This is a genomic window from Streptomyces sp. NPDC045778 (genome assembly GCF_056431945.1).
Map to the genome: position 1 here is coordinate 114,972 of NZ_JBWKJZ010000024.1, position 13,273 is coordinate 128,244.

Annotated in this window: 9 protein-coding genes; 4 read left to right on the forward strand and 5 right to left on the reverse strand. The window is 74.8% G+C overall.

The genetic code is table 11. The features are described 5' to 3' along the window. The first annotated feature begins 73 nt into the window (after positions 1-73). Positions 74-3,268, forward strand: a complete 3,195-nt coding sequence (locus tag AC07GB_RS27650; RefSeq protein WP_478849996.1) for an AfsR/SARP family transcriptional regulator — start codon at positions 74-76, stop codon at positions 3,266-3,268. An 11-nt stretch (positions 3,269-3,279) separates the two neighbouring features. Here the strand turns inward: AC07GB_RS27650 and AC07GB_RS27655 are convergent, their stop codons facing one another. The 4 genes from AC07GB_RS27655 to bla all read right to left on the reverse strand — a co-directional run bounded on the left by AC07GB_RS27655 (position 3,280) and on the right by bla (position 7,641). Then, a complete protein-coding gene (locus AC07GB_RS27655) occupies positions 3,280-4,041 on the reverse strand; it encodes an ABC transporter permease (protein ID WP_478849998.1) in 762 nt (253 codons plus the stop codon). Further along, positions 4,038-4,976 (reverse strand): ATP-binding cassette domain-containing protein, encoded by a 939-nt coding sequence (locus AC07GB_RS27660; RefSeq protein ID WP_478850000.1) that lies wholly within the window; start codon positions 4,974-4,976, stop codon positions 4,038-4,040. Before AC07GB_RS27660 ends, AC07GB_RS27655 begins: the two co-directional genes overlap by 4 nt. 68 nt (positions 4,977-5,044) lie before the next feature. Next, positions 5,045-6,676: a penicillin-binding transpeptidase domain-containing protein gene (locus AC07GB_RS27665; RefSeq protein ID WP_478850002.1), complete on the reverse strand. Its 1,632-nt coding sequence runs from the start codon at positions 6,674-6,676 to the stop codon at positions 5,045-5,047. A 20-nt stretch (positions 6,677-6,696) separates the two neighbouring features. After that, on the reverse strand, positions 6,697-7,641 hold the full coding sequence (bla, locus tag AC07GB_RS27670; protein WP_478850004.1) for a class A beta-lactamase: 945 nt from the start codon (positions 7,639-7,641) through the stop codon (positions 6,697-6,699). A 165-nt stretch (positions 7,642-7,806) separates the two neighbouring features. On the opposite strand from bla, the gene AC07GB_RS27675 reads away from it, so the two are divergent. From AC07GB_RS27675 to AC07GB_RS27685, 3 genes are all read left to right on the forward strand, one after another. Next, positions 7,807-8,775: a LysR family transcriptional regulator gene (locus AC07GB_RS27675; RefSeq protein ID WP_478850006.1), complete on the forward strand. Its 969-nt coding sequence runs from the start codon at positions 7,807-7,809 to the stop codon at positions 8,773-8,775. After that, on the forward strand, positions 8,772-9,674 hold the full coding sequence (locus tag AC07GB_RS27680) for a serine hydrolase (RefSeq protein WP_478850008.1): 903 nt from the start codon (positions 8,772-8,774) through the stop codon (positions 9,672-9,674). The genes AC07GB_RS27675 and AC07GB_RS27680 overlap by 4 nt, the downstream gene beginning before the upstream one ends. Before the next feature lie 252 nt (positions 9,675-9,926). Further along, entirely contained in the window at positions 9,927-12,245 is a 2,319-nt protein-coding gene (locus tag AC07GB_RS27685) for an ATP-binding protein (protein WP_478850010.1), read from the forward strand. A gap of 275 nt (positions 12,246-12,520) precedes the next feature. Here AC07GB_RS27685 and AC07GB_RS27690 read toward each other — a convergent pair whose 3' ends face one another. Beyond that, the gene (locus tag AC07GB_RS27690) at positions 12,521-13,252 is read right to left on the reverse strand and encodes an SDR family NAD(P)-dependent oxidoreductase (protein ID WP_478850012.1); all 732 of its coding nucleotides are present in this window, start codon (positions 13,250-13,252) and stop codon (positions 12,521-12,523) included. Positions 13,253-13,273 lie beyond the last annotated feature (21 nt).

The following is a 13,273-nucleotide window of genomic DNA, read 5'->3' on the forward strand; positions in this document are numbered from 1 at the left end:
CGCACCGGCAGCCCGGCCCGGCCCCGCGCCGACGGCACGGATCGCGCGATCGTGCGCATGGCAAAATCAGCGGGTGCAGATCGGGATGCTGGGTCCACTGGAGGTTCGCACGGACGACGGCGTCGCGGCCGACGTGCCGGGCGCGCGGTTGCGCGGGCTGCTGATCGCCCTCGCCCTCAGGCCGGGCCAGGTGGTCCCGAAGGCCTCGCTCGTCGACTGGATCTGGGGCGAACACCCGCCCGCCGACGCGACGAACGCCCTGCAACGCCTGGTGTCCCGGCTGCGGAAGGCGCTGCCGGACGAGGTCATCGAGGGCCGGCCGGACGGCTATCTGCTGCGGGTGGAGCCCGACGCCGTCGACGCCGTGCGGTTCGAACGCCTCGCCGTCGCGGGCCAGTCCCGCACCGAGGACGCCTCCCGACGCGTACGCCTGCTGCGGGAAGCACTCGACCTGTGGCGCGGGGCGGCCTTGCAGGACGTCGGCCTGCCGGACAGCGAGGCGTGCGGCGCGGCGGCCGTACGGCTCGAAGGACTGCGCCTGACCGTCACGGAGGAGCGTGTCGACGCGGAGATCGCCCTCGGGCGCGGCGCGGAGCTGGTCACGGAGCTGACCGATCTGGTGGCCGCGCACCCGGTGCGGGAACGGCTCGTCGGCGCCCTGATGCGCGCCCTGGTCGCGGCCGGCCGCGACAGCGAGGCCTTGCGGGAGTACCAGCGCGCGCGGGAGGCCCTGGCCGAGTCGCTGGGCGCCGACCCCTCGCCGGACCTCGCCGCGCTGCACGTCGCGCTGTTGCGGGGCGAACTGGGGCGCGGCGAGCGGGAGCGGCCCGAAGCGGTCCCCAGGACCAACCTGCGCGCCGAGTTGACCACCTTCGTCGGCAAGGGCGCCGATGTCGCGGCGGTCCGCGAACTCGTCGCCGAACACCGGCTCACCACCCTGATCGGGCCGGGCGGCGCGGGCAAGACCAGGCTGGCCACGGAGACCGCGCGCACGCTGCTCGGCGACGTACCGGACGGGGCCTGGCTGGTGGAGCTGGCCGCCATCGGCGCGGACGGCGACGTGGCGCAGGCGACGCTCGCCGCGCTCGACCTGCGGGACGCCCTCCTCGGCGAGGCCCCGCACGCGGAGCTGACGGACCGGCTCGTCGCCGCGATCCGCGAGCGGGACGCGCTGCTGATCCTGGACAACTGCGAGCACGTCATCGAGTCCGCGGCGGTGTTCGCGCACCGGCTGCTCGGGGAGTGCCGGCGGCTGCGGATCCTGGCGACGAGCCGGGAGCCGCTCGGCATCACCGGGGAGGCCCTGTGGCCGGTCGAACCCCTTGCCCTGCCGGAGCGGGACGCGGACCCGGGCGCCATCGCGTCCTCGCCCGCCGTCCGGCTGCTGCGGGACCGGGCCAGAGCGGTGCGCCGGGACCTCGCGGACGACGCCGGCACGCTGGCGACGATGGGGCGCGTGTGCCGTGCCCTCGACGGGATGCCGCTGGCGATCGAACTGGCCGCCGCGCGGCTGCGCACCATGTCCTTCGACCAGCTCGCGCACCGGCTCGACGACCGGTTCCGCCTGCTGACCAGCGGCAGCCGTACGGCTTTGCCGCGGCACAAGACGCTGCGCGCGGTGGTCGACTGGAGCTGGGAGCTGCTCTCCGAGGCCGAGCGGGCGGTCCTGCGCAGGCTGTCGGTGTTCACGGGCGGGGCCGGCCTGGAAGCGGCCGAAAGGGTCTGCGCGGACTCCGGGGGCGAGGGCGCCGACGGCGCCGACGCCGTCGCGCCGGAGCAGGTTCTGGAGCTGCTCACCTCCCTGACCGAGAAGTCGCTGCTGCGCGCCGAGGGCGAGGGTGCGCCGCGCTACCGCATGCTCGGCACCATCAAGGAGTACGCCGGGCACCGGCTCGCGGAGGCCGGCGAGGCGGAGCGGGCGCGCCACGCGCACCTGGCGTACTGCACCGAGCTGGCCGAGACCGCGGAGCCGCACCTGCGCCGCGCCGAGCAGGTGGAGTGGCTCGCCGTGCTGCGGGCCGAGCACGACAACATCGGCGCGGCGATGCGCGGCGCGCTCGCGGCGGGCGAGGCCGGGGCGGCGACGCGGCTCGCGGCGGGCGCGGGCTGGTACTGGTGGCTCAGCGGCCACAAGACCGAGGGCATGGAGCTGATCACCGCGGCCACCAGGACGCCCGGCGAGGTCCCCGACGAGTTCCGGGCCACGGTGTACGCCCTGGGCTCGATGTTCGTGACCTCCGGCCTCGGCGACGAACACGCGGCCGCGGAGTGGATCCACCAGGCGTACCGGTTCAGCCGGAGCGCCCCGGCCGGCGGGCACCGCCACCCGGCGATCGGGCTCGTCACCCCGATGGAGCGCCTGTTGCGGGCGCCCGACGCTTTCCTGCCCGCGTGGGAGGCGCTGCTCGACGACGAGGACCCTTGGGTGCGTGCCCTCGCCCGCCTGCACCTGGGCAAGTTCCGGGTCGTGTTCGGCCACGAGGGGCAGGACGCGGACGCGTGTCTGGAGCGGGCGCTCGTGGAGTTCCGGGCGCTCGGCGAGCGGTTCGGGATCTCCTTCGCCCTGAGCGAGCTGGCGGAACGGATGGCCGTGCGCGGCGAGTTCGCCGCCGCGTGCGCGCACTACGAGGAGGCGATCGCGGTCGTCACCGAGGTCGGCGCCGGGGAGGACGTCATCCGGCTGCGGTCGCGCCAGGCCCAGCTGTACTGGCTGCTCGGCGACGAGGCCGCGGGCGCGGCCGCCCTCGCCGAGGCGCAGCGGTGCGCGGAGGGCGTCACCTGGCCGGGCGCCCTCGCCCTGCTGGCCCTCGCGAAGGCGGAACTCGCCCGCTGGGACGGCCGTGCCGAGGAGGCGCGGCGGCAACTCGGCGTCGTGACGGCCGTACTCGGCCAGGAGGCGGAGCAGGCGAGCATCCGCGCGGTGACGCACGACCTGCTCGCCTATCTGACCGACGACCTGGACGAGGCGAGGGCGCACCGCGCCGCGGCCTGTGCGGCGGCGTCCGACTCGGGGCACGCGCCGCTGATCGCGCAGGTGCTCGTCGGGGTCGCGGACCTGGCGCTGCGCCGTGACGAGCCCGAGCAGGCGGCGCGTCTGCTCGCGGCGAGCGCGGACGTGCGCGGCCTGCCGGACCGTTCCCTCCCGGACGTGGTGCGGATCGAGCGGGCGGCGCGGAGCCGCATCGGCGACGCGCGGTTCGCCGACGCGGCCCGGGAGGCGGCGAGGACCGGCTGGTCCGAGCTGGCCGGGGTCACGCTCGCTCCCTGAACGTGCCGGGGTCACGCTCGCTTCTTGAACGTGGCGACCGCCCACACGTACCCGACGAGGGCCAGGCCGAGGCACCAGGCGACGGCCGCGAGCGCGTCGGCGGTCGACACCTCGCCCGCGAGGAGTCCGCGCAGCGTCTCGATGACCGGGGTGAAGGGCTGGTACTCCGCGAACTGCCGCACGCCCGCCCCCATCGTGTCCGCGGGTACGAAGGCGCTGCTCAGGAACGGCAGCATGATCAGCGGCACGGTGGCGAGGCCCGCGGACTCCGCGGTCTTCGCGGCCAGGCCGAGGGCGACGGTGAGCCAGCTCGTGGCGAAGGTGAGGAGCACGACGAGGCCGAACACGCCGAGCCAGTCCAGGGCGCTCGCGGCCGGGTCGAACCCCATCGCGAAGGCCACGCCGACGATGGCCGCCTCGGCCACCAGGCAGCGCACCGTGGTGACGACGACCTGGCCGGTGAGGACGGCGCCGCGGGACACGTCCATGGCCTTGAAGCGGTTGATGATGCCCTTCGCCATGTCGTCGTGCACGGCGGCCGCGGTGGAGCCGAGGCCGTAGCTGACGGCCATCACGAGCATGCCCGGCGTCGCGTAGTCGACGTAGTCGTCACCGACGGCGAAGGCCCCGCCGAACACCTTGACGAACAAGAGCATGATCACGATGGGGAACAGGACCGCGTTGAAGAGCACCAGCGGGTTGCGCAGGGTGTGCTTCAGATTGCGGCGCAGCATGATCGTCGAATCGGCCAGGGCCGTCGGGACAGTACTCACTGGGCGGTCGCCTCCGTGCTCGGGCGCCCGGTCAGGGCGAGGAAGACATCGTCGAGGTCCGGCGTGTGCACGGAGAACTCCTGGGCGTTGAGCGCGTGCTGGTCGAGCCGGTCGAGCAAGGCCCGCAGCGACTTCGACTCGCCGTCGCCGGGCACGCGCAGGATCAGCTCCTGCTCGTCGCGCGCGGCCCCGGCCAGGATCCGCGCCGCCGCGTCGAGTGCGGAGCGGTCGGTGAAGCGGAGCCGGACGTGGGTGCCGGGGATCCGGCGCTTCAGCTCCTCGGGCGTGCCCTGGGCGACCAGGCGGCCGTGGTCGAGCACGGCGATCCGGTCGGCGAGCTGGTCGGCCTCCTCCAGGTACTGGGTGGTGAGGAAGAGGGTGGTGCCCTCGGCCACGAGGTCGCGGGCGATCCCCCACATGGTGCGCCTGCTGCGCGGGTCGAGGCCCGTCGTCGGCTCGTCGAGGAAGATGATCCGCGGCTTTCCGACCAGCGTCATCGCGAGGTCCAGCTTCCGGCGCATGCCGCCGGAGTAGGTCGCGGCCATCTTGTCCGCCGACTCCACCAGGTCGAACCGCTCCAGGAGGTCGGCGACCACCCTTCCGCCGGAGCGCACGCGCTTCAGGTCCGCCATCATCCGCAGGTTCTCGCGGCCCGTCAGCAGTTCGTCCACGGCGGCGAACTGGCCGGTCACGCCGATGGCGGCGCGCACCTGCCTGGTCGCGGTCGCCACGTCGTGCCCGGCGACGCGGACCGTCCCGGCGTCGGGCCTCGCCAGCGTCGCCAGGACGTTCACCGTCGTCGTCTTGCCCGCCCCGTTGGGGCCGAGCAGGGAGAAGACCGATCCCGGGGCGACGTCGAAGTCGATGCCGTCGAGCACGACCTTGTCGCCGTATGTCTTGCGCAGCCCGGAGACTGCGATTGCCGAACTCTTCATGCCCCTACCGTCGCGGCCGGGCCTGACACGGGTCTGTCACCCCTCTGACACGGCCGCTGACACAGCTGTCACGAGGGGTCGGGGTCCACGGCGGACAGCACCTCCTTGACGACGGGCCCCGCGGACGCCCCGCCCGTGCGGCCCTTCTCGACGACGGCGGCGAGGGCGACGTTGCCGCGGTGGGCGACCATCCAGCCGTTGTTGGGGGTGCCTTCGGCGACCTCGGCGGTGCCGGTCTTGGCGCCGACCTCGCCGGGCAGCCCGGCGAGCCCCCGGGCGGTGCCGTCGGTGACGGTCGTCCGCATCAGGGCCCGCAGCGCGCCGACCACATCGCGAGGCAGGGCCTTGGTCCTGGTGGTGTCCCGCTGCCCCGGGGTGAGGGTGGGCTGGTGGAAGGTGCCGGAGGCGGCGGTGGCCGTCACCGACGCCATCACCAGCGGGTTGGCCAGGACACGGCCCTGCCCGATCATGGCCGCGGCCTTCTCGGTCTCGTCCCGGGGCGCGGGCACGGCCCCGTCGAAGGAGGGCACGCCCGTGCGCCAGCGCTGCCCGATGCCGAAGTACCGCTCGGCGACCTCGCCCAGGCCGTCCTGTGCGAGCTTGCCCCGCAGGCCGATGAACGCGGTGTTGCAGGACTCGGCGAAGTCCTCGCGGAAGGTGGCGCCGCGGTGCTCGGACTTCTCCACGTTGTGGAACTGCTTGCCGACGGTGAGGTAGCGGGGGCAGTCCACGGTGTCACCGGGTGCGACGGCGTCGTCGAGGAGCAGCGCGCTCGTGGTGACGATCTTGAAGGTGGAACCGGGGGCGTACGTGCCGGACAGGGCGCGGTTGAAGCCGGTGGCCGGGGAGTTGGCGACGGCCAGGACCTCGCCGTTGTCGATCCGCAGGGCGACGAGCGCAGCGTCCTTGCCCTTGGCCCGGGCCGCGAGGGCCCGCTCGGCTGCGGACTGCCAGGCGGGGTCGATGGTGGTGGCGACGGGGCCGTCGGGGGCCTTGGCGCGCTGCTCGCCGAAGGTGGCCTCCGTGCCGGTGACCTCGCCGCCGGCCCGGTCGACGCGGTGGATCGCGCCGCGGGGCCCGGCCCCCGCGGCGCCGGACAGCTGGGCCAGGACGGGGGCCAAGGACGGGTGGGCGGCGCCGGACAGGGCCGCCCCTTTCCGGTCGTTCACCCTGACGCCGGTGGAGTCCTCGCGCTCCAGGCGGAACTTCTCCGTGTCGCTCAGCTTCGGGTGGACGACGGACAGCTTCCACTCCACCGTCCAGGTGCCGTCGCCCCGCTCGCGCAGCGGCAGTTCGGAACGGTAGGTCCAGGTGCCGAGGCCGGTGACGGGCATCCGGGCGGTGAAGGGGACGGTCACGGTGCCGTCCTCGTGGGCGGTGGCCTCGCCCGCCCGCAGAGCGGGCTTGCCGAGGTCGAGCCCGGCGGTGAAGTCGCGCAGCACCCGCTCCGCCTGGTCGGGGTCCGACGTCTGCCGGGCCGCCCGCGGCAGGCGGCCCGCCGCCCAGTCGGCGAGGAAGGCCCGCGCCTTGGCCCTGGCCTCGGGCGCGGCCCGCGGCGTCCTCTCCGCGAAGGGCCCGAGGTCGGTGGCGTACGCCGTGCCGGCGGCGAGGGCGACGGCCGCGCCCGCCGCGAGGGCCGCGCGGGCCTTGCGGGCGGGGGGTCTGCGGCCGTAGGTGGTGGTGGCTTCGGTGTCGTTCATCAGCGCCTCCCTGCTCGCGGCTACGACAGCGAGTCGGCGACCACGGACGCCGCGTCGGCGATCAGCTTGTCGTCGGGGGCCGCGTCCTTGTCGCCGCGGTGCGACAGGATCGCCACGACGAGGGGAGCGGCATCAGGGCGCCACACCACGGCGATGTCGTTGCGGGCGCCGTAGTAGCTGCCGGTCCCCGTCTTGTCGCCGACCACCCAGTTCTTGGGGACCCCCGCCTTGATGACGTGGTCCCCGGTGGTGTTGGTCTTCAGCCAGGTGGCGAGCTGGGCGCGCTCGGGCTTGGCGAGGACGTCACCGAGTACGTACGCGCGCAGGTCCTTCGCCAGGGCGCGCGGCGTGCTCGTGTCCCGCTTCTCGCCCGGCACCCACCGGCTCAGGAACGGCTCGACGCGCTCCATCCGGGTCACGTCGTCGCCCATCCGCTCCAGGGCGGCATCGAGGCCCTTGGGCCCGCCGAGCTTGTCGAACAGCAGGTTGGCCGCGGTGTTGTCGCTGTAGCGGACGGCCGCGTCGCACAGGGCGCGCAGGGTCATGCCGGTGTCGACGTGCTTCTCGGTGATGGGCGAGTACGTGACCAGGTCGTCCTTGGAGTACTTCACGACCTGGTCCATGCCGTGCGGCGCGTACGTGCGCAGCGTCTCGCCCGCTGCCAGGGCCTTGAAGGTGGAGTTGTACGCGAAGCGCCGGCTGTCGTTGTACGCCACCTCACGGCCGGTGCCGGTGTCGACGGCGTACACGCCGAGCCGCGCGTCGAACTCGCGCTCCAGCTTCTTGAAGGCGCGGGCGTACGACGTGGCGGCCGCCTTCGGCGCGGACTTCCCGGTGCGGTCCGCGGTCGGCCGCTCGGCCGCCGAGGCCGTGGCGCCGCCCTGGCCGCAGGCCACGAGCGGGCCGAGGGCGAGGGTCGTGACGAGAGCGCCGAGTGCGGCGCGCCGGACGCGGGAGTGCTGCATGGTCAACCTCCAGGGAGCCCCGCACGCGGGGCACGGGGGACGGGGCGGCACAGCCCCGTCCCGACGTGTGGTGATCAGTGCCGGGACCACCTTCGCCGCCGGTCTCCCATGCGGTCCAATACGCCTACGCGCGGTTTCATGCCGATCTGGCATAGGGTGCGGGCTGTGGATCTCGTAGGAGCCTGCCGGGCCTTCGTCAGCGTCAGTGAGCGCGGCAGTTTCACCGTGGGCGCGGCCGCCGCGCGGATGTCGCAGTCGGTGGCCAGCCGTCGTGTCGCCGCGCTGGAGGAGCGCTTCGGCGAGCCGCTGTTCGAGCGGACCTCGCGGCGGGCCGTCCTCACGCCCTTCGGCCGGGACATGCTGCCGACGGCCAGGCAGCTCGTGCAGGCCGCCGACGTGCTGCTCAGCGAGGCGGAGGCAGCCCACCGCAAGCCGTGGCGGCTCGCGGTGCCGGGGATCTGCCCCACCGCCGCCCTGGCCCGCCTGGTCGCCGATGCGCGTGAGCACGGTGTCACGCTCGACCTGCGCGTGGCTCCTCCGGCGCAGCGCCGGGAGCTGCTGCACGCCCAGCAGGTGCGCGCCGCGCTGCTCGCGGTGCCCGCCGACGAGGCGGTGTGGTCCGTTCCGCTCGGCGTCGCCACCGCCGGCGACCCCGGCGTGCGGCGCGTCTATCTGGAGACGCTGCGGCTCGGCCGCGGCGCGACCGGTCCCGCGCGCCGCGTCTGGATCCAGCCGGAGGACGACGTGCCGCACATCCGCGACCCGCTGACCCGGCTGCGCGACGCGCTCGGCCTGCGCCCCGCGCAGCTCGTCGCGGCCGCGGACCTGACCAGTGCCGCCGCCGAGGCCCTGGGCGGCCGCGACCTGCTCCTGTGCTCCCCCGCGCAGGCCGCCGAACTCGGCCTGGTCTGGCGGCCGATCGGCGAGCTGACGCTCGGCCGGGGATTCGCCCTCACGGCCGCGGCGGACGGCAATCCGCAGCACCTCAGGGCCCGCCTGGGCGACGCCATCACCCGCTGCCTCGGCGCGGATGTCCAGGCGACCGCCGCACCTGAGACCCAGACGATCAATGGGGGCGTCCGGCCCGGCATCGCGGACGCCGGGATGCCCGCCGCGAAGGGGAGGACCGTGTGAACACCGAGGCCTTCCTGCGCGACCTGCGCCAAGAGCTGAGCGACGGCGGCCTGCGCGGCTGTTTCCTCGTACGGGACCTGCACACCGGTGACGAGCTGGGCCTCGAACCCGACACCCAGCTGCCCGCCGCGTCCCTGGTCAAGATTCCGCTCGCGCTCGCGACGGCGGAGCGCATCCGGCGCGGCGAGCTGGACGGGGCGACGGCGCTCGACGTGCGGCCGGGGCGGATCACCACGCCCGGCCCCACCGGGGTGAGCCGCTTCCGCCACCCCGCCCGCATCGCGATCGACGACCTGCTGTACCTGAGCACGTCCGTGAGCGACGGGGCCGCCGCCGACGCCCTGTTCGACCTCACCCCGCCCGCCCGGGTCGCCGCCGTCCTGGACGACCTCGGGCTGCGCGGCTTCTCCGTCCGGCACGACACGCGCGAGCTGTCCGACACCCCCACGGAGCGCTTCGCCGCCGCGCAGGTCCACCTCGCGCACGCCCTGGCCATCGACGCGGGCACCAGCGGCCGCGGGCACCGGCTGCCCCAGCTCGACACGACCCGCGCCAACACCGGCAGCGCCCGCGCCTACGTCGACCTGCTCCAGGCCCTGTGGACGCCGTCGGCCATCCACCCCGAGGTGGCCGCGCGCGTGCGCGAGCTGATGGGCAACAACCTGATCCGGCACCGGCTCACCCCGGACTTCAGCTCCGACGCGACGACCTGGTCCTCGAAGACCGGCACCCTCCTCAACCTCCGCCACGAGATCGGCGTCGTCGAGCACGCCGACGGCCAGGCCTTCGCCATCGCCGCCCTCACCGAGTCCCTGGTCCCGGCCGGCGCCCAGCCCGGCGCCGACGCCCTCATGTCCCAGGTCGCCCGCGCCCTGCGGGACCAGCTGCGCCAGCTCTAGCCGCCGCCACCGCGCTCCGCCCGGCCGGTCCCGTCCGGGGGCGCCCGCGCCGAAGCCCCTCGGACTGGAGGCCCCCGAACTGGAGGCCCCCCAAACTGGTGCCCCTCGAACTGGAGGCCCTCGAACTCACCTCGATCACCACCGACGCGCCGCTATGCCCTGCGGACCACGACAGGCGGATGGGACCGTGAAAGGCGGAGGGGAGGCCGCTCCAGGAGCCTGCCACCTCCTCAACCGGAAGGTCGGCCGCGTATGGGATTCGGCTTCGCGCAGCGACGCGGCGGGCAACTGCCCGTGGAGCGGACGGGTTTCGTCGGGCGGGCCGACGACATCGCCCTGGTCCAGGAGGCGTTCGCGCGGGCTCCGCTGGTCACGCTCGTGGGGCCCGGCGGCGTCGGCAAGAGCCGCACGGCGCTGCGCGTGGCCGCCGGCGCCGAGGAGCACTTCCCCGACGGGGTGTGGCTCGCGGAACTGTCGGGCCTGCGCGACCCGCAGCTCGTACCCGCGACACTGGCCGCCGTGCTCGACCTGCCCGAGCAGCCGGGGATGGAGCCGCTCGACGCGGTGGTGGCCCATCTGCGGGCGCGTCGCCTGCTGCTGGTCCTCGACACCTGCGAGCACCTCGTGGACGCGTGCGCGCTGCTCTGCGACGTCCTGCTGCGGGAGGCCGCGGGCGTGCACGTCCTCGCCACCAGCAGGCAGCCGCTCGACGTGCCCGGCGAGCGGTGCCTGCCGCTCGCGCCGCTCCCGGCAGGCGACGCGCTCGAACTGTTCGCGCAGCGCGCGGCGGCCGTCGTACCGGACTTCACGGTCCACGACGCCAACCGGGCGCAGGTCGAGGCCCTCGTCGAGCGCCTCGACGGCATCCCCCTCGCTCTCGAACTGGCCGCCGTACGGCTGCGGGCCGTGCCGCTCGCCCAGCTCGTGACGCGCCTCGACCAGCGCTTCGGGGTGCTCACCGGCGGGCGCCGCACGGAACTCGCCCGGCACCAGACGCTGCGTACGGCGATCGACTGGTCGTACGAGCTGTGCGTGCCCGCGGAGCGGCTGCTGTGGGCGCGGCTTTCGGTGTTCGCGGGCCCCTTCGAGCTGGCCACGGCGGAACGGGTGTGCGCGGGCGGCGAGTTGGCGGCGCGGGACGTCCTGGAGGCGCTCGTCGGGCTCGTCGACAAGTCGGTGGTGCAGCATCTGGGCGGAAGCACGGGCCGCTACCGCCTGCTGGACACGATCCGCGCCTACGGAGGAGAACGGCTCGACGCCCCAGGCGACACAGCCGACACGAACCACACAGCCGCCGCGGCCGACGCGGCGAGCGTCCGGGAGCGGCACTTCACCCACTTCCAGGAGCTGGGTCAGCGGCTGTGGGACGAGCTGCTGACCCCGGCGCAGGCCGGTCTGTACCAGCAGGCGCGGGAGGCGGTCGCCGATCTGCGCGCGGCCCTCGGGTACGCGTGCGCCACGCCGGAGCGCGCCCCGCAAGGGCTGTGGCTCGCGGCGCAGTTGGCGCCGTTCTGGCGAGCGGCGGGGACGCTGTCGGAGGGGCGCTACTGGATCGACAAGGGCCTGGACCTGGTGCCGGAGGACCGCGCGGAGCGGGCCTGGGGCCTCTTCCTCGCCGGGGTGCTCGCCGTGTGGAGCGGCGACCTGGCGGCGGCGCCCGGCCTCTTCGAGGAGGCGCGTGCGGTGGCGGTGCGCTGCGGCGAGCCGCGCGTGGTGCTGTTCGCCGAGCCCTATCTGGGGGCGATGCGCGCGCTGGGCGGTGAGGTCGACGAGGGCCTGGCCATGCTGGAGCGGGGGCGACGGCGGATCGTGGAGGCCGGGGACTCGCTCGGCATCGGCGTGGTGCACTACGAGGGCGCGCTCCTGCGGGCCGTCCTCGGCGACGTCGAGGGCGCCCTGGAGATGTGCGCGGCCGGGCTCGCGCACCTCCAGGGCACCGGGGACCGGCAGTTGTACGCCTCGACGCTGATGGTGCAGGGCATCATCCTGTGGCTGGCCGGGCGGCCCGACGAGAGCGCCCCGCCGCTGCGCCGGGCCCTCGACGCGGTGAGCGAGGTCGGGGACGTGCTGGTCGCCGCGCTCTGCTGTCTGGGGCTCGCCGGGCACGCCGTCGGGCAGGAACGGTACGCCCGCGCCGCCTGGCTGTTGGGATACGCGGAGAGCGCGCGGCGCCTGACCGGGGATCCGGTGGCCATGCTGCCGTCGCTCCTGGACGAGCAGGAGGCGGTGCGGCGGGCCGTGCGCGACGCGCTCGGCGAAACGGCGTTCGCCCGCTGGCACGGGCTCGGGGCCCGCCTCACGGGGACGGACGTCCTCGCGGCGGTGCGGGCCGACCTCGACGTGCCCGCGTCGGCGCGGAGCGTGCCCGGCGCCCGCGGGGGCCGCGCCGCCGACGCCCTCACCCCGCGCGAGCGTGAGGTCGCCGCGCTCGTCGCGCGGGGCCTGTCCAACCGGGAGATCGCCGAACGACTGGTCATCTCCAAGCGGACCGCCGACACGCACGTCGAGCGCATCCTCGCCAAGCTGGACCTCACGACGCGCGCCGAGGTGCCCGCGGCCCTGGAGGACTGACCGGCTGTGCGCTCCTTCATCAGAGACATACGTACGTACGCGGCCACGTGCCCCACCGACCGGCGGCGCGGCGGGCCACCGCCCGGACGCGCCGCCTACGTATACGGAACGCGGCGGTTCACGGATGCCGGGACGCCCCGCGGCCGGGGAAGCTGGTGCGGATCGCCCGGGAGCGCGGTGCCGGGCGCCGGCAGCGTCGGACGCACGCTGCCAGGCACGGGCGCCCCGCACCGCCTCCCTCCACACCGAGCGCGGCCCGTCGGGCCGCCGCTCCCTCAGAAGACGGCGCCCCCCGCGTCCACGTGGAACGTCGTACCGGTGACGTAGCTCGCGCGAGGAGAAGCGAGGAAGCAGATCGCCTCGGCGATCTCCTCTGCCACAGCGGTCCGTTGGAGCCCCAGGCCTTTGGCCACGCCCTCGTTGCCCTCCTCTCCCCACGCGGCGATGACGCCTTCGGTACGGGTCGGACCGGGGGCCACGCTGTTGACCCGTACGCCCCCCTCGGCGAACTCCGCCGCCCAGGTGCGGGTCAGCGAGGCGAGGGCGGCCTTGGACGCGCTGTAGGCCGAGGCGCCCGCGAAGCCCTTGGACGCCGCGAGCGAGGTGACGTTGACGATGCTGCCGCCGCCCTGCTCCAGCATGTGCGGCACGAGCGCGGCGACCAGGAAGTAGGCGCCGCGCACGTTCGTGTCGAAGGTGCGCGCGTAGCCCTCCACGCTCTGTTCGACGGTGAGCGCCGTGGGGAACGCGCCCGCGTTGTTGACGAGGATGTCGACCGGGCCGCTCCGGCGGCCCAGTGCGGCGACCGACTCCAGGTCGGCCACGTCGGCCGGGACGAACCGGACCACGCCGTCCTCCCGCGCGGCCCGCACCGCCTCCTCGCCGCGCCGGACGTCCCGGCCGCTGACGACCACGTCGGCCCCGGCTCGGGCCAGCAGCCGGGCGGCTGCCAGGCCGATGCCGGAAGTACCGCCGGTGACCAGGGCGGTCTTGCCTTGCAATTCCATTCCGTGCGACCTTTCGATGTC